This window comes from Collinsella vaginalis, from assembly GCF_900176655.1.
Classification (GTDB): domain Bacteria; phylum Actinomycetota; class Coriobacteriia; order Coriobacteriales; family Coriobacteriaceae; genus Collinsella; species Collinsella vaginalis.
The window spans coordinates 506,315-523,754 of sequence record NZ_LT838844.1 but is presented as its reverse complement, the minus strand read 5'-3'; the positions used below and the strand labels follow the sequence as shown (position 1 = coordinate 523,754).

The 17,440-nt window shown below is 57.0% G+C and carries 14 protein-coding genes and 1 other RNA gene; 8 read left to right on the top strand and 7 right to left on the bottom strand.

Translation table 11 applies throughout. From position 1 onward, the window contains the following. The 4 genes from CAP13_RS08425 to CAP13_RS08410 form a co-directional block, all read right to left on the bottom strand. The coding region (locus CAP13_RS08425; RefSeq protein ID WP_483862414.1) for a phosphohexomutase domain-containing protein at window positions 1-651 on the bottom strand (651 nt) is incomplete at its 3' end. A gap of 110 nt (window positions 652-761) precedes the next feature. Continuing rightward, on the bottom strand, window positions 762-1,157 hold the full coding sequence (gene rpsI, locus CAP13_RS08420) for a 30S ribosomal protein S9 (RefSeq protein WP_085831148.1): 396 nt from the start codon (window positions 1,155-1,157) through the stop codon (window positions 762-764). Window positions 1,158-1,159: 2 nt separating this feature from the next. Further along, window positions 1,160-1,603, bottom strand: a complete 444-nt coding sequence (rplM, locus tag CAP13_RS08415) for a 50S ribosomal protein L13 (protein WP_085831147.1) — start codon at window positions 1,601-1,603, stop codon at window positions 1,160-1,162. Between the two features lie 161 nt (window positions 1,604-1,764). Next, complete coding sequence (locus CAP13_RS08410) at window positions 1,765-2,685, bottom strand: patatin-like phospholipase family protein (RefSeq protein WP_085831146.1); 921 nt, start codon at window positions 2,683-2,685, stop codon at window positions 1,765-1,767. 194 nt (window positions 2,686-2,879) lie between these two features. Here CAP13_RS08410 and ssrA point away from each other — a divergent pair. The 7 genes from ssrA (at window position 2,880) to CAP13_RS08375 (ending at window position 11,366) form a co-directional block, all read left to right on the top strand. Next, window positions 2,880-3,244: a transfer-messenger RNA gene (gene ssrA, locus CAP13_RS08405) on the top strand. An 883-nt stretch (window positions 3,245-4,127) separates the two neighbouring features. Then, window positions 4,128-4,376, top strand: a complete 249-nt coding sequence (locus CAP13_RS08400; protein WP_179185013.1) for an excisionase — start codon at window positions 4,128-4,130, stop codon at window positions 4,374-4,376. 153 nt (window positions 4,377-4,529) lie between these two features. Then, window positions 4,530-6,200: a DNA primase family protein gene (locus CAP13_RS08395; protein ID WP_085831144.1), complete on the top strand. Its 1,671-nt coding sequence runs from the start codon at window positions 4,530-4,532 to the stop codon at window positions 6,198-6,200. Between the two features lie 442 nt (window positions 6,201-6,642). Next, window positions 6,643-7,167, top strand: coding sequence for a plasmid mobilization protein (locus CAP13_RS08390; protein WP_085831143.1), 525 nt, complete (start codon window positions 6,643-6,645; stop codon window positions 7,165-7,167). Next, window positions 7,139-8,674: a relaxase/mobilization nuclease domain-containing protein gene (locus CAP13_RS08385; protein ID WP_085831142.1), complete on the top strand. Its 1,536-nt coding sequence runs from the start codon at window positions 7,139-7,141 to the stop codon at window positions 8,672-8,674. Before CAP13_RS08390 ends, CAP13_RS08385 begins: the two co-directional genes overlap by 29 nt. A 138-nt stretch (window positions 8,675-8,812) precedes the next feature. Next, window positions 8,813-9,430: a DNA alkylation repair protein gene (locus CAP13_RS08380; RefSeq protein ID WP_085831141.1), complete on the top strand. Its 618-nt coding sequence runs from the start codon at window positions 8,813-8,815 to the stop codon at window positions 9,428-9,430. A 91-nt stretch (window positions 9,431-9,521) separates the two neighbouring features. Beyond that, the gene (locus CAP13_RS08375) at window positions 9,522-11,366 is read left to right on the top strand and encodes a recombinase family protein (RefSeq protein ID WP_085831140.1); all 1,845 of its coding nucleotides are present in this window, start codon (window positions 9,522-9,524) and stop codon (window positions 11,364-11,366) included. Between the two features lie 337 nt (window positions 11,367-11,703). On the opposite strand, the gene CAP13_RS08370 is transcribed toward CAP13_RS08375, so the two are convergent. Continuing rightward, complete coding sequence (locus tag CAP13_RS08370; protein ID WP_179185012.1) at window positions 11,704-13,053, bottom strand: Rib/alpha-like domain-containing protein; 1,350 nt, start codon at window positions 13,051-13,053, stop codon at window positions 11,704-11,706. Between the two features lie 450 nt (window positions 13,054-13,503). Here CAP13_RS08370 and CAP13_RS08365 point away from each other — a divergent pair, with 450 nt between their 5' ends. Continuing rightward, window positions 13,504-14,175 (top strand): chloride channel protein, encoded by a 672-nt coding sequence (locus CAP13_RS08365; RefSeq protein ID WP_085831138.1) that lies wholly within the window; start codon window positions 13,504-13,506, stop codon window positions 14,173-14,175. Window positions 14,176-14,420: 245 nt separating this feature from the next. Here the strand turns inward: CAP13_RS08365 and gatB are convergent, their stop codons facing one another. Next, complete coding sequence (gene gatB, locus CAP13_RS08360) at window positions 14,421-16,109, bottom strand: Asp-tRNA(Asn)/Glu-tRNA(Gln) amidotransferase subunit GatB (RefSeq protein WP_085831137.1); 1,689 nt, start codon at window positions 16,107-16,109, stop codon at window positions 14,421-14,423. Then, window positions 16,106-17,440 (bottom strand): Asp-tRNA(Asn)/Glu-tRNA(Gln) amidotransferase subunit GatA (gene gatA / locus CAP13_RS08355; RefSeq protein WP_085831136.1); only part of this gene is annotated, 1,335 nt, incomplete at its 5' end. The genes gatB and gatA, both read right to left, overlap by 4 nt.

The following is a 17,440-nucleotide window of genomic DNA, read 5'->3' as shown; positions in this document are numbered from 1 at the left end:
GGAGCCGCAATCGACGTTGATGTCCATGCCGTTGTAATCGGTGTTGATGGCGTGCACCGTCGCGCCCAGGCGCTGCAGGGCGGTCGGGGTGGTCAGGCAGGAGGCGCCGTGGCCGCAGTCGACGGCCACGACGAGGCCCTCGAGGCTTCCGCTCTCGACCGTCGCCACCGCATGGTCGATGTAGCGATCGCGGGCGTCCTTCATCTTCACGATGCTGCCCACGCCCTCACCCGTGGGAAGGCCCTCCGTGCTCGCCGCCTCATCCGAGAGGACCCAAGCGGAGATCTCCTCCTCGAGGGCGTCGGGGAGCTTCATGCCCTTCGAGCTGAAGAACTTGATGCCGTTGAACTCGGGCGGATTGTGCGAGGCGGAGATGACAATGCCGCCGTCAAGCTCAGATGAGACCGTGAGCAGGGCGATGGCCGGCGTGGGGATTACACCGCAACAATGCGGCCGGCCCCCCTCCGCCATGATGCCCGCGGTGAGCGCCGACTCGAGCATGGTGCCGGACCGGCGGGTATCGCGGCCGACGCAGATGTCCCGCCCGAGATAGCGGGTGGCCGCACGGCCGAGGCGGAAGGCGAGGTCGTACGAAAGATCTGCATTGGCGACGCCGCGGACGCCGTCGGTTCCGAAGATGTTCGTGGGCATGGGTGCTTCCTATCAGAGATCCAGAGGTCGGACAGGGGTGCATATGCAAAACGGGACCCACCGCGCGAACGGCAGGCCCCGTTTTGAATTGCAAACGTCCAAGCAGCGGATTAACGCTTGGAGAACTGCGGAGCGCGACGGGCCTTCTTGAGGCCGTACTTCTTGCGCTCGACGACGCGGGCGTCGCGGGTCAGGAACCCGGCGCGCTTGAGGTCGCCACGGTAGTCGCCGGCCTTCAGGAGGGCGCGGGCGATACCCAGACGCAGGGCACCGGACTGGCCGGTGATGCCGCCGCCATCGCAGAGGGCGATGACGTCGAAGGAGCCGACGGTGTCGGTCACCTTGAAGGGGGCCAGGGCGTCCTCGACAAGCTGCTTGCGGCCGAAGTACTCGACGGCCTCGCGCTTGTTGATGGTCACCTTACCGGTCCCGGGGACGATGCGGACACGGGCAACGGCGTTCTTGCGACGGCCGGTGCCGTAGTAGACGACGGTGTTCTCAGCCATCTTTAAGCCTCCAGCTCGATCTTAACGGGGTTCTGCGCCGCATGCGGATGCTCGGCACCGGCGTACACCTTGAGCTTCTTGAGCTGGGCGCGGCCGAGGGTGGTCTTCGGGAGCATGCCGCGGACGGCGCGCTCGATGACCTGCTCGGGGTGCTTCTCCATGGCAGCGCGGAAGGTCTCGGCCTTGAGGCCTCCGTTGTAGCCGCTGTGGCGGTAGTAGGTCTTCGTGTCAGCCTTGTTGCCGGTCAGCTGGACCTTCTCGGCATTGATGACGACAACGAAGTCACCGCAGTCGGAGTTCGGCGTGTACTGGGGCTTGGTCTTGCCGCGCAGGATCGCTGCGACCTGGGTGGCAAGACGGCCCAGAACGGCGCCGTCAGCATCCACGATGACCCAGTTGCGCTGGGCCTCGGTCTGCTTGGTGTAGTGAGTCGACTTAGTGATCAACTTGACTCCTCCATGTACAGATGCGTGTTGTTACAGAGTTTCACGGGGCTCTGCAAGTAACCGGTACATTCTAGATGCGGAACGTCGGGGAGGTCAAGGGTGTATTATTGCTCCACATTTCGGCTCCCAGCGAGTGCGGGCCCGAATATGGCAGCTCGATCTCAGGCCTGGGAGCCGTCGAGGTCGTGGCCCGCCGTGAAGGCGGCGATCTCATCGAGCTGCCGCTCGGCCGCCTGCCGTCCCTGGATGTAGAGGTCGAGGAGCTTGGTCGCATCGTGCTCGATATGGCCGACCTCGACCGGTGTCTCTGGTGCAAGCACTAGGGCCTTCCCCTGCTCCTCATATGACCAGATATGCGCACGCTGCTCGTTATACCGTTTGTTGCGCGTGGAAAGGGCCTCGAGCAGATACGGAAGCGAGCTGTAGCGGGCCCGTGCGGCGGCCATGAACTCGTAGGGCTCCTTATCGTAGGCGCGATGCTGCGTGAGGACAACGACCGCGCGGTCGTACCCGGCCTCCTCGAGCGCATGCTCGACCGGCACAGAATCCGCGACGCCTCCGTCGAGGTAGCGGTTCGCACCGATCTGCACCGGCGGGGTCACCAGGGGCAGTGAGGTCGACGCGCGCACGATGTCGAGGTCGCGCGGGGTATCGGACACCTCCAGGTACTCGGCCGTACCAAAAAGGACGTTGGTGACCGTGGCGAACAGGCGCATGGGGTTTGTGCGAAAGGCCTCGTTATCAAAGGGGTCGAGCACGTTCTGTATGTCGTTGAACATGAAGTCGTACCCGACGATGCTGCCGCTTGTGAACAGGGACCGCGCACCGATGTAGCGGGGGTCGTTGCAGAACGCGAGGTTGATGCGGGATGCACGGCCGATCTGGCGGGACTTGAAGCTCAGACCGTTCAAGGTGCCGGCTGAGACGCCGAAGCAGGCATCGAAGGTGATGCCCCGCTCAAGGAAAATGTCGAGGACTCCTGCGGTGAACTGACCTCGGAAGCTCCCCCCTTCAAGGATGAGGGCTGTCTTCGGGGTCGACGATCCCTGCGGGGCCGTCGTGGTGCTCTGTGCGGTGCCCATGTCCCTGCCTTTCGCGATATCTGGCGTTGCCGCGTCATTTGTACCCAATTTCGCAGTGCCACCGATGTGTGGAGTCGATCGGTCCGCATGCGCAAAACCGCAGGTCATGCTAGAATGCTCTTCCGCTCGACCAGATCGGGCGCGCACTTTGACAGGTCGATGCGGCATATGCCGCAGGTTGACCTCAACTTTGAGGGGCCGACTGGTTTCGACACGATAGCTCTGAGAGAGGAAGCAGGCCGTGGTCTCCTCGCCACGTTAAACAGGGGTATCGTCAAATTGAATTGACAACAACACTTCTTATGAGCCTCTGGCTCTCGCTGCTTAATTAATTAGCGGCGCGTCAATCCGGGAATGTCCCCGATCCCGGTGCGACGTCATTTCAGGGGAATGCTCCCGCGCACGTAACCGGTATGGCGCGGGCTAAGATCGAACCGGCTGGGAGGTCGCAAGCGCGTCACCGCGCGTACGGGCTCCGAGACCAATACGGTGACTGAGCCTGGAGATGCCGATCAGGGGGCTTTCGTGGACCGGAGTTCGATTCTCCGCGGCTCCACCAGAACGCGAAGCGTCGAACTCTATTCTTTTTCAAGAATGAGTTTGCGCTTGTCTATAAATTCGAGGGTTGCTAACGCAGCCCTCGTTTTTTGTTTGAAAAAGCAAGATTTCAAGAACAAAAGACAGAGCGTGTGCCTCGCTGGCGCTTTCGCGCCGCTCGCCACACGAAGAAGACGAGCTGGGCACAGAGAAAAGGCGGGGTGTGTGGAAAAACTCGTTTTAATTTTTTCCACGCATATTTTGTTGACTATCAAGGGCTTTGAGGCGAATCGCTATTTTTGTGTGGGATTTTCGTTTTTGATTTTCCCACGCATTTTTTGTTGATAGTCAAGGGCTTCAGACCGTTTGTGGAAATGTGGAAAAAAATATCTATTAGTCTATATATATTTTATCCTGTGCCTCCTTTTAATTTTATATAGGGGGGAGTTGAAAAAAATCTTCCACATCCCCACATTTGCCTTGAAGCCCTTGTGTGCGTTGAAAAAATGCGTGGGAAAATGAAGTGCCATTTTTTCCACATACTGCCCTCAAAAAAATATTTTCTGCCTTTTCTCTGTGCCCGGCTTTCTTGGATGCCTTGTCTGCGTTGGGGGTTATCAAAAACGGGTGTTTTCAAGCCTGTGTTTGAGCAGTTCAGAGGCTTAAAAAGTCTTGATTGCGAACGTGACTCGTGGTATAATAAAACAAAATTAGATATGTTCACGAGCGGTAATCACACTTGAGCGACCCTGTTTTTCAGTTTGGGGAAGCACTTAAAAGCGACCAACGTTCATAACGCACGAATGGAAAACGGGCGGTGAACCTTTAGGAGAAATCCTATCGGTTTGCCGCCCGTTTTTTTGTTTTTCGAGAAAGATGAGGAGGCAATAGATATGCAAGAAACGATGAAGAAGACCAAGTCAAACGGAGTAATGACACAGCAGGAGTATTCGAGCTGGATTGCTGCTCTTATGAAGAAGACGTTCCTGACAAAGAACGAAGTTAGCGACCTGTACGGACTGGGGCTTGCACACGTTCAGAGGCTGTTCAACCAGCCGGACACGGACTTCGTTACCTATATCGGTAAGCGCAAGGTTGCTGAGCGCGAGAAGCTCGATGCCTATATCCGTGCGGGGAAAGCCACTGGAATCTAAAGGCAAAAAAGAAAGGTTGCCCCTCGCCTCGCTAAGCAATGGGACAACCAACTTTCAACTTGTGTAAAGAATACCATAAAACTGCTGATAATGCAAGGTATTTCCTCTACATGGGTTGAGCGAGAACGAAATTCATGAAGGAGGAAATACAACATGATACAAACATACGATGAAATCATCGATTTTGAGACGCTGAACTATTTGGACCAGATGGACATGGACAATCCGCCGTTACCTACGACGATTAAGCGAGAGATTCTTGAGTCTATCAACAGGGCGATTGGTGCCCATAATAAGGGACCGGAAGACCCGCCCGGGGCTGGCGAGTTTCCGTCCCCCATGAAGGGCGACGACAAGTACAAGAAGCTCAAGACCCTGCCAACGAGGCAGGTTGCCTTGATTCTCATTCATCGACACCGCGTGCGTCGCATCAATGTCGGAGGTACCAAGACCAAGAACTACGCGCTCGGCATGTATATCTTCGAAGGGGCGGACGAGGGAATCTACGACTTTGACGAGGACAAGATTTGTGCTTTGGCATCCGAGTACAACGCGATTGACGACTATCGCAACTGGAAGGCTGTTCTGGAGGCTCTCAAGGTCTTGGCGCCTATTGTTGTGCCTTGCACGAATGAGGATTTAGTTGCCGTCGGCAACGGCATTTACGACTACTCTACGAAAATCCTCATGGGCTTCGACCCGGAGCTTGTGTTCACAACGAAGTCGCATGTCAACTTCGTGGACAACGCACAAAACCCGCACATCACCATGCCTGACGGCGAGGTCTGGGACGTGGATAGCTGGATGCAAGGGCTCTCTGATGTCCCTGAGGTTGTGGATTTCCTCTGGCGTGTGCTTGGCGCAGTGATACGCCCTAACGTGCCTTGGAACCATTCTATTTGGCTGCTGTCTGAGGTCGGCAACAACGGCAAGGGCACACTGTGCCGACTGATGAGAAATCTGCTCGGTGATGGCGCCCATACGTCAATCAACCTCAAGCAGTTCGCCGAGCAGTTCGGACTGGATGATTTGCTGAACGCATCGGCGATTATCACTGACGAAAACGACACGGATACCTACATCGACAGCGCAGCGACCTTGAAGTCAATCATCACGGGCGACCTCGTCACGATTGACCGCAAGTTCAAGAGCAAGGTTAAGCTTCAGTTCCGCGGGATGATGGTGCAGTGCGTCAATTCTATGCCGCGTGTCAAGGACAAAACGCCGTCGTTTTACCGCCGTCTGTGCATCGTCCCGATGAACAAGCAGTTCGAGGGACATGAGCGCAAGTACATCAAGGACGATTATCTGGGACGTAAGGAAGTGCTCGAGTACGTCCTCTACAAGCTTCTGGCTAAGACGAACTACTACGAGCTTGACCCACCTGAGGCGTGCCTTGACTTGCTTAATGAGTACAAGGAGTTCAACGACCCTGTGCGTGCCTTCATGGCAGAGGTCATGGGACAGCTAGCGTGGGATTTGGTACCTAATCAGTTTCTTTACGACCTGTATTGCCATTGGTATACGCGCAACGTCAAAGGCAAGCCAGTTGGCAAGGGCGCATTTCTCAAGCAGATGCGTGTGATTCTTCCAGACTATCCCGGATGGACGGTGACGGATAACCGCCGTCGTGGCACGAAGATGGACGCACTCGAGCGCCTGATTCTCGATTACGGAGTGGTCGAGTGGATGAATGCGAGTTACACGGGCAGTGACTGGAAGAAGCGCTGTGCGCCGGATGACTTGAAGGAGTTTTATTCGGGTCTTGAGCGCACATCACCTGCGGTCTCTACGGGTGATGATTTCTCGCCCGAGGAGGACTGACATGCTCGCAGCAGGTCGCTTGTTTTTGGTCTCCGTTCTGGTGCCTTCGTGGTCTCTTTTTGACCATGATCGCACCAATGTGAGACCGACAAGCGCCCCGAAATCGCGGATGTGCCCGTCCGTTTTCGGTGGGGATGCCGTCGATTTTTCGATGCGGCATGCCGCCCCGTCCGTCCATCGGATGGGCGCATCCGCATTCCTGTTTTCGCAGGGGCAGTCGTGCCTTTCCGTGCCGAGTCGTCGGCACTATCAGACCCGTGCTTGGGGTTTGGATTTCGGGGTCGAGGGGCGAAGCCCCCGCAAGCTACATCCTGCGTCAAGTCCGAGCGAAGCGAGGATTTGTACGCACAGGATGTCTGCTTGCGTTAATTCCCTTTTCTACGCAATTTGCGCATGACGCAGAAGCGTCATGTTTCATCAATTTACAAGGAGGATTTCAGCTATGAAGAAAGATAAGAAACATGCAGGTAAGATACCTGCTTCCAGCGAGAGAAAACGCAAGTCGGGCACGGTCAAGATTCGCGTTACCGAGTTCGAGGCGGCGGCGATTAAGTCGAAGGCGAACCAGTGGGGCGTGACGGTGTCGCAGTATCTTCGCGATGCTGCGCTGAACCACGAAGTGAAGAAAATGATTATCACAAATAATCGCGACCTCAATTTGCTCACTGCCGAGGTGAACAAAATCGGCTGCAACTTGAATCAGATTGCTCGTCGTTTGAACGCGAGCGCAAGCTATCGGGAGTGCTTCGGCGTGACCCCGATGCGTGAGAGTGAGGTACTTGCTGAGCTGAAAAGTTTGCAGTTGAAATTTGCGAGCATCGACAGGCAGCTGCTTGATGCGCGTGAGGAATTTTCCCGCGAGCAAATCGGCAAGATTTCCGACTACGAGTTCGAGCAGATGAAAGATTTCTGGCTTCCAGAGGACGGAGGTGAGACCGATGGCGACGACGTACATCCATCCGCTTAAGGATGCCAAGGCGAGCATGATTTACACCGAACTTGGCAATGGCAAAAAGAAGAAGATGCACGAAGTCGAAGGCACGACGAGGGCTGCCTACGAGGTCGGTGACATGCCCAGAGATGACATGGCGATATATGCCGAGGAGATGCACAAGAGGCACCCTGCATCGCGTTATGAGGCGTTCGAGGTGCGCGTCTCCTTCTCGCCTGACGAGCTGAAGGCTGGAAACAAGTCGGACGAGCAGATGGCAGGTGAGCATAGCTACAAGCTGTGCAAGAAGCTCTATCCCAACTCGATGTGTTACGTCACCGTGCACAACGACGGCAAAGGTGGATGTGTTCATGCACACTGCCTCGTCGTGAACCATGACGAGGTGACAGGTCAGACGCTACGAGATAACCGACGACATTTCGAGGTCAAGAATGCGAGCGACGAGCTTGCAGCAGAGGAGGGCTTGTCCGTCATCGGAACGCCCAAGTTCGAGCGCGAAAAACACAAGGAAGGCACGACATGGACTAAACGTCGCGAGAGCTGCGATGCGTTCGAGCAAAGGCTGGGCGACCGTGTGCAGCGGGCGCGTGATGAATCCAAGTCCCTTGACGAGTTCAAGCATAACTTAAGCGTCTATGGCGTCGAGCTGATGGAACAGAAGCGCATGGGCAAGGATGGTAAGGAGCACGAGGCATGGTGCTACAAGATGATGGACGTCTACGGCTCAAAGCCACGCAAGCGCCGCCGCAAGGCAAAACTTCTTGCCGATGACCTAACAAAAGATTCCATCGAATCCTACTACGCCCAGAAACAGGCAAATAAGGCGCTGGAAGACCAGAAGCCTAACGTTGTGCCAGCTGAGCAGGAAAAGCCCGCAGAAGACGTTACAGAACCTATTAAAGGTAACATGGAAAATAAGGCGACATATTCCCTGCTTGATGGCTACAAAGTCGATTCTAAGGACGTTGAGAATTTCACAGATGATTTAGCTTCCCAGTATCGCATCAGAGCGATTCGTGAAGGCAGAAATCTAAAGCGCGATGCTGATTATGCTCAAATCAAACTTGCGCAGCAGACACCAAACAAGACCGCACAGAGCCTGCAAGCCGATATGGATGAGGCTCGTGCTCAATTCAAGGCTAACAAGGCGAATCTGGACGGGCTAAAGCACCAGAAGGCACCAAGCCTCTATGGTTTGCGCCTGTGCTTTAAGATGGCAAGTCAAAAGAAGAGCAAAACAGCGTTTGAGCGCATGCTCGATGATATGTTTGCGCAGATGATGGCAGCTCTTGTACGTCAGATGATTGAAGAGCAGAAGATGCAGGCACTTGAGGAGGCAGAGCAAAGCCTCTACGAGTCTCGCAAGAATATGTGGGATGCAGAGAAGAGGCTCAAAGCTGCGAACCGTGCGATTGACCATGAAGCGAGCCGAACGAGCGGCAGGCGGGTCACAAGCCAGATACAGGGCGTCTACGACGCTGAGAAGGCTAATCAGAAGCCAGACGATGTGCAGTTCGAGTAAAAAAATTAGCGGCTCCCGTGGTGGGAGCCGCTATCTGTTTGCATGTGATTTCGCTTGATAAAAGAATTGAAATAGCAGGTCAGACATGATATAATACCATAAAATCAAATTTGAATTTTTATGAGGAGGCGAGGCTAATTGAAGGAATATATTTTGAATTTAGAAAAAGAATTCTCTTTGATAGAAAATGGTTTTAAAGAGCAAGAAAAAAGAGCCTTTGCTGATTATAAATCTAATAATAATGAGCGTAGCAAAAAATTAGCATTTTTAGCTTATGAATCCAATGTTTATCAAGTAAGAATGTATGGTGTGTTTCTATTTGGATATTTATCATCAGATGAAGAAATTTTAAGATTTATGAGAGATGAAGTTTCTAAAGACGATAATTGGAGAGTTCAAGAAGTATTAGCAAAAGCATTTGATGAGTTTTGTAAGAAAACAGGCTATGAAAATGCACTTTCGATTATCGATGAATGGTTACAAAATAGCAATCCAAATACAAGGAGAGCAGTTACAGAGGGTTTGAGAATATGGACGAGTAGACCGTATTTCAAGGAAAATCCGAATGAAGCTATTGAAAGAATTGCAAACTTAAAAGAAGATAGTAGCGAATATGTTAGAAAATCTGTTGGAAATGCTTTAAGGGATATTAGTAAGAAATTCCCAGAGTTGATTAAAATTGAACTTGATAGTTGGAATTTAGAAAGCAAAGAAATAAAACAAGTTTACAAGCTGGCGAGTAAATTGATTGTGTGACAACTCTGAGTTTGTGTGACTAAAGCATGTCTTATTTGCCCAGGTTGCCATTGCGACTTGGGCCTATTTTTCTAAGGAGGTGACCTTATAGGTGGCAAAGACAAAGAAATTTGTTCAGAACGATAATAACCTTGCCATCGCCTATTACCGCTACTCGTCAAGCTCTCAAAACGATGCTTCTATCGAGGAACAGCAGGAGCTGGTGCAGCTTTATGCGTCTGAGCACGGTTACAGCATACTCAAGGAGTATGCAGACCGTGCGATGTCTGGGCAGGACGATAACAGACCAAATTACAAGCTGATGCTTTCAGAGGTCGCAAAGCTGCGTCCTGCCGTTCTCATCATGTGGAAGAATGACAGACTGGGTCGAGACGTCTTGCAGCTGACCTATGCCAAGAGAAAGATTCGTGAGGCTGGGTGCAGCATCGAGTATGTTGCGGAGAATGCGCCTGATGTGAGCACATCGCAGGGCAAGTTCACCGAAGCGGTGATGGATGCGTTCGCGCAGATGTGGAGCGATTCGTCGCGAGAGAACATCGAGCGAGGGCTAAGGTATAACGCCAAGAACGCATTGTCCAACGGCCAAAAGATATTGGGCTACAGGACAGCAGCGGACAAACGTTATGAGATTGACCCTGCGAAAGCGCCCGTGGTGCAGAGAATCTTTCACGATTACGTTGACGGCAAACCGATGCAGCAGATAGCCGACGAGCTGAATGCTCAGGGCATAACCACAGCTCTTGACAGGAAGTTCACGGTAAACGGGCTGAGGAGCGTGCTGAAGAACGACAGGTACACAGGGGTCTACAAGTACGCGGATATCGTCATCCCAGACGGTATGCCCGTCATCATCGAGACAGACCTGTTCAACAAGGCACAGGCGATGTTTGCTATGAACAAGCGCACGGGCGCTGGAAACCGCTCAAAGCACATGGAGGGCGAGCCGAGGTACTGGCTGACGGGAAAGCTGTTCTGCGGGGAATGCGGAAGCTCCATGCAGGGCGTATCCGGCACGAGCAAGACGGGCGCGCACCACTTTTATTACTACTGTAAGGAGCAGAGGCATAAGCGGTGCGAGAAGAAGCCTGTTAAGGCTGCGTTCATCGAGGGACTGGTGCAGCAGCTCTTGAAGGAGTTGCTGAGCGATTCCGAGAATCTGATGTCGCTTGCGGTGGATGCTGCGGCGTACTACAAGGAGTATTACGTCGAGTCGAGCTACCTTGAGAGCCTTGAAAAAGAGCTGACTGATACACAGACGGCTCTTAAAAATCTACTCAAGGCGCTTGAGGCGGGAATATTCAGCGAGACCACACAGGAGCGCTTGCAGGAGCTTGAGCGACGCAAGAAGGCGCTGATGGGCGCTATTGAGACCGAGAAGGCAAAGAAGGAGCTTGCCGAGGACGAGCGCAGCATCAAGGCGTACTTTGGCAAGTTCTTGTATGCGAACCTTGATGACCATGAGGTGCGAGATATGGTCTTGGGGTATTTCGTCGATAAGATTTACCTCTACGACGACAAGGTCATTCTGACGTGCAAGTATTCGGATGCTGACTATGAGGTGGACTGGGAGGACTTCCAGAAGGCAAAAAAAGCCGCAAGCGGTAAGGTTCGACCTTGCCGCGCTCTGCTCCACCACCTGAAAACGCAGGTCACTTGGGCTATCGCAGCTCAAGCGACCTGTTTCTTTTTCACTATCTCCGCGTGGCGGCGCGTATCTTTGGCAAATGATGGCGAGTTGTGTCCTGTGCGGCCGAGGTTTGGCAGATTTTGGCCGACGGCGATGGCTTGCATAAACCAGCTATCTCAATGTTATTCGTCTATCTTCCACAACAGCGGCCGTACTCGCCCCTGCCGTGTCGACCATCGAGGAGCTCGAGCCAACAACGGGGTGGTTGCCCATGCGCGATTCCGCGTGCATGGCCAAAAACACGGTTGAGGCTGTATTCTTGAAGCAGTGTTTGACCCTTGAAAGGTCGAATCTCCCGCAGTTCTTCTGCAATCAATGAAAATAAAATACAATTTTCGAAATATGCAAATGATATTCAGCAATCTAAAACAAGAGCAGGCGCGGAATTACATCCTCGACGCCTTTTTGGCCAACCGAGCCAATTCTTACATGTCATCGAGGCAACTCGGAGACAGAGACGATAAAATCCGCGAGCGCAGAAGCGGCTGACGCCCCTGCCCCTGCATGGAAAAAGCCTCCCCCACCTGGTGGTGAGGGAGACTTGATCACATGCGCCGATTTGTGACGACTAGCGCCGTGAAGTCGTTTACTCCTGGCTGCGACGACGCTTGATCAGGCCGACGAGGCCAGCCATGAGGCCCGTGCCGGCGATCCCGGCCGTGGCGATGAGCGAGGCGTCACCGGTCTGCGGCAGCGCGCGGGCCTTCTTCGTCGCCTTCTTTGCAGTGTCCTTGGCAGGGGCGCCCTTGGCAGGCGTCTTTTCCTCGCCAGCCTTCGGCGCCTTGACGGTCACCGAGACCTCAACGAGATCGTAGGTACCGTCCGGGTAGGTAACCCGCACGGTGCCGGTGGTGTCGCCGGGTTTGGAGGTGTCCGGCTCCTGCTCCCAGGTGACCGTGGTGCCCTCGGGGAGGTCCGGCAGGTTCCCGATGCCCTCCTCGGCGCCCGACTTGCCGCCGACCTCGGTCTCGATGGGCTTGGGTTCAGGCGTGTACTGCGAGCTCTGCGTGCGGGCGAGCACGAGGTACACGGTGTTCGCACCGTACTGCGACTCGTCGTTCAGAGAGACCGCCCCGTCGTTGTAAGCGGCCACCAGGCCGGCGGACAGGCCATTTGCCTCCCCCTCGTTGAGCAGGCGGTACCCCTCGGGAACGCCGGAGACGGAAAGGGTGTAGTCACCTGCCTCGAGGCCCTTCGCCTGGAACTGGGAATCGAAGGGTGCGGCCATCTGACCGAGCGGGGTCGTCTCGCCCGTTGCACCCGTGATTGAAAGCGCCAGATGGGACGCGACCTCACGGGAGCCGGTGCTGCCGTCATCGCCCAAGAGGCGAACGGAGACGGTCAGCATCTGCGGACGGAGCTTCACGTGGACGGTCACGTCGACGGTCTCTGAGGTGCCGTCAGGATAGGTCACCTTGACCGTGCCGGTGGTGTCGCCGGGTTTGGAGGTGTCCGGCTCCTGCTCCCAGGTTGCCGCAGTTCCCTTGGGGAGGCTGGACATGTTGCCAATGCCCTCCGCGGCGGTCGGCGTACCGCCGATCACGGTGTCAATGTCCTGTGCTTGGGGATCGTACTGCTCGCTCTGAGCCGTGGCGACGTACAGGTACAGCACAGTCGGAGCGTAGTTCAGATCAGTCCATGTGCCGTTGAGCGTGATCGTCTCCCCGTTTTTCACCTGCACGAGACCGGAAGAAAGATCGCTTGGACGGGAGCTCGCCAGAACAACGCCCTCGGGCACACCCGTAACCTTGAAGGTGTACGTGCCAGCCGTGAGTTTTTTCGCCTGGAACTGAAAAGAGTAGGTTCCCGACATCGGCTCAAGCGAGGTCGTCTCGCCCGTTGCCGTGTTCGTGACCGAGAGGGACAGCTTGGACGCAACTTCACGCGAGAGGTCACTGCCCTTATCGCCCGCATACCGCACGGAGACAGTCAGCATCTGACGCTGCGTGCTCCACACAACATCAGACGCCGCCGGAGCATCATCGGCATACACCGTAGACGGAACAACCGCGGCGCCACCAAGGGCTAGACCCAGCGAAAGCGCCGCCGTCACTGGTGCGCATTTCCGCAGCCTTGATGCGTTTGTGTTGTTCGGACTCATACCAACTCCCTCTAAACAACGTACAATTTAATTGTGCATATGAAACTTACACGGTGTTATTTTAAGACCAATCGGATCTAGCTACACCATTCATATTATTGACACATCTATTATATAGTGAACTTATAAGTGATATCTATACATTTCGATATGAAAGTCTTCTTTAGCTGCATCTGGCTGGTCTTGGCATGGGATCTTAGTTGTAAAACGACCATCCCGGTGTTAGGCAACAGATGCACTGCTTCCACCGGGCTGCCATGACGGCTGATCGCTGCACACCTGCGTATGTGGACCGTTATTGGCTGCATTTATTATGATCGGATGCGCAGACATGCACTTGGGCGTTGCGTTCGACAGCCGACGCCCGCAGTGACCGCGAACCGTGATGAGGTGCAAAAAATCAGCGGATTTCTGGCATTCTGGACGGCGCTCAAACTCCTCGCGGTCAGCTCACACCCGATCGAGCTGCCGGCTCTTCCCGAACTCAGTCTCGAGCACCTTGCCTTGAGCGGCGTGGCGGCATGCGGTGCCTGCCTGGTGGCCGGGCTCTACCTGTTGGTCAGGCGCACTCTCAACCAGATGGCGGACCGCTTCGTCCATCCGCATCGGCCCATCTGGCTGGTCGTCATCGGGTCTGCGCTGCTGGGCCTGCTCCTCGCAGCGGTTCCCATGCTTCGGTTCTCTGGCCATGAGTCCGTTGGCCTGCTTCCCGAGCTCGCCCTCACGCAACCCGCCACGTTCTTCCTGTGTCTTGCCCTCCTGAAGATTGTGGCGACAAATCTCTCGCTCACCGCTGGCTGGCTCGGTGGAGAGTTCTTTCCCCTGGCGTTCATAGGGTCGCTCGTGGGCACCACGATCACCCTGATCATCCCGGACATGACATCTCGCTTGCGATCATCGCCGGCATCACCGCATCGGCGACGGCGGGGTCGAACAAGCCGTTCGCTGTCCTTTTGATCTCCGCGCTCGTGTTCTCCGGCGCGGCGCCCGTCGTCTTCCTTGCAAGCGTCCTTGCGATCGCCTTCCTGCGACTCGTTCCCGAGAAGCTGAAGCCGAGCGGCCGCTGAGGCTCCTATGCCCGCGCCCGCATCAACCCGCGCAAGCGTGCGCCATGCAAAAGCGGGGCCGGGTCCTTCTCAGACCGATCCCGCCGATGCGCTGGTAACTGTAACCTGCACCGATCTTGCACGCAGGCACACGCGCTACGAGAGCGCCTGCCGGAGCAACTCGTTGAACAGCCTCGGATTACCCGTGCCCTTGCTCACCTTCATGCACTGGCCAACGAGGAAGCCGATGACCTTCTGATTCCCATCACGATACTGTTGGGCTTGATCGGGGAAGGCGGCGAGCACCTGGTCGACGAATGCCTGCAGCGCGTCCGTATCGCTCACCTGGCGCATACCGCGCTCATCCACGATCCGTTCGGGATCCTCGCCGGTCTCTGCCATCGCAGCGAAGACCTCATGGGCCTGGTTCGAGCTGATGGCATCCGCGGCGAGCAGCTTTGCGAGCGAGGCGACCTGTTCAGGTGTGATGCCCGAAGCGGCGAGATCCAGACCGGCGCTCCTGAGGTAACCGGTGAGCTCGTTCACCACGAGGTTCGCAACCGTCTGCGCGAGCTTGCCTGTTGAACCCGCGGCGGCACCCTCAAAGAAGGCGGCGAGCGTTGGGTCTCCCGCAATCTGCTCCGCGTCCGCGCGCTTGATCCCAAGCTCCGCCTCAAAACGCGCGCGACGGGCGTCGGGAAGCTCCGGAAGCTCGTCCGCGCACCGGGCGATGAACTCCTCTGAGAGGTCAAAGGGGGTGAGGTCGGGATCGGGGAAGAGGCGGTAGTCGTCAGCCGTCTCCTTCACGCGCATGACCACCGTGCGCTTGCGCGACGGCTCCCAGTGACGCGTCTCCTGGTAGATGATGCCGCCCTCCTCGAGCACCTCGGCTTGACGGCAGATCTCATAGGCCAGGCCGTCATGCAGGGACTTGAACGAGTTCAAGTTCTTGAGCTCGGTCTTTGTGCCGAGGCGGGTCTCACCGCGGCGGCGCAGGCTCACGTTGCCATCGCAGCGCATCGAGCCGTGCTCCATTGAGCAATCCGAGATGCCAAGGGTGAGGAAGATCCGGCGAAGCTTCTCCATGAAGAGGCGCGCCTCCTCGGGCGTGCGCAGATCGGGCTCGGTGACGAGCTCGATGAGCGGGGTCCCGCAGCGGTTGTAGTCGATGAGGCTCTCAGCGGCAGACGTGATGCGCCCCTCCTCGCCACCCACATGCGTCATCTTGGCGGCGTCCTCCTCCATATGGATGCGGAGGATCCGGATGGGCGCCGTGTAGCTCCCGTCCTCGTGCCGCTCGGGCAGGGTGAGGGCATCGGTGTCATAGGCGGCCATGCCCAGATGGTGCGTGCCAGACACAGGAGCGCCCTCGGGCAAGCCGGCGCTCATCTGGGTCGAGAGGCCGACGGCGTTCGCACTCGCTGAAGCCAGGCTCCGTGCCTCTGCCTCGCCGAACGCGTGTGCCGGGCGCTCGGCAGCGCCACGGCCCGTGACCTCGAGGTCCAAGTGCCCATGCATGCAGAAGGCGATCGGCCCCTGCGTGGTCTGGAAGTTCTTTGACATGTCGGGGTAGAAATAGTGCTTGCGGTAGAACATCGAGTGCCGCTGGATCTGGCAGTTGGTGGCGAGACCCGCCTTCACGATCGACTCGATAGCACGGCGGTTCGGCACGGGCAGAGCGCCCGGCAGACCGAGGCACACCGGGCAGACGTGCGCGTTGGGCTCATCATCGTGGCTGAGCTTGCAGCCGCAGAACATCTTGGTCTCGAGCTCGGTGAGCTCGGTGTGGATCTCAAGGCCGATGACGGCCTCCCAATCCTCGAGGACCTGTGCGAGCTCCTTCATGCGAGCTCACCTCCCTTCCCGGCGAAATCGGGCGCGACGCTAAGCGCCGGCTCACCGCTCTCCCCCGCGAAGGCTCGCTCCACGGCGCGGGCGTAGCGGAGCAGATCGGCGTCGCCGAAGGCAGGGCCCTGCAGCTGGATCCCCACCGGCAGACCGGTATCGACGCCGAGACCCGTGGGCACGCTGATGCCCGGGTTGCCGACGATGTTCAGCGAGATGGTGTACATGTCGGAGAGGTACATCTGAGTTGGGTCGGAGAGCTCGCCGAACTTGAACGCGGTGCGCGGGCTCGGCGGCAGGAGGATGACGTCGACCTGCTTGAACGCCTCCTCATAATCGCGGGCGATCATCGTGCGCGCCTTCTGCGCCGCGTAGTAGTAGCGGTCGTACACGCCGCTTGAGAGCAGGTAGGCGCCGAGCAGCTGGCGGCGCTTGGCCTCCGTGCCGAAGCCGTGGGCGCGGGAGCGTGCCGTCTGCTCGGCAAGCGAGGTGCAGCCGGGCTCCTGGTAGCCGTAGCGCACGCCATCGAAGCGGGCAAGGTTGGAGAAGGCCTCGGCCGGCCCGACCACGTAGTAGGCGGCGATGGCCGCATCGAGGTGATCAAGGTGGACTTCGACGATCTCGGCACCGGCGCGTTCGAGGCGCGAGGCGGCCTCCTCGACGCTGTGCTTGACCTCAGGCGTCAGGCCCTCTGCCTCCATGAGCGCGGGGACGATACCCACACGACCGCCGGAAACGCCGTCCTCGAGGTGGGCAAGGTGATCGACATCGGCGTCGTGGCTCGTACCGTCATTCGGATCATGGCCCCCAGCCGTGAGCCCGTTCATGGTGAGCGCGAGGTCGCGCACCGTGCGGGCGAACGGTCCCACCTGGTCGAGCGAGCTGCCGAAGGCGGTGACGCCGTAGCGGCTCACGACACCATAGGTGGGCTTCATACCCACGACGCCGCAGAACGCGGCGGGCTGGCGAATGGATCCGCCGGTGTCGCTTCCCAGCGAGACCGTCGCCATACCAGCTGCGACGGCGGCCGCCGAACCACCCGAGGAACCGCCAGGGACGCGCTCGGTGTCCCAGGGGTTGCATGTGCGATGGAAGGCCGAGTTCTCCGTGGAGGACCCAAAGGCGAACTCGTCCATGTTGGCCTTGCCGAGCGGCAAGCAGCCCGCATCAAGCAGGCGCTGGACGCAGGTTGCCGTGTAAGGGCTCTGATAGGTCTCGAGCATCCGGGAGGCGCAGGTCGTGCGGGTGCCGACCAGGTTCAGGTTGTCCTTCATGGCGAGGGGGACGCCGGCGAGCGGGGGCAGCTCGTCTCCGGCGGCGCGGGCCTCGTC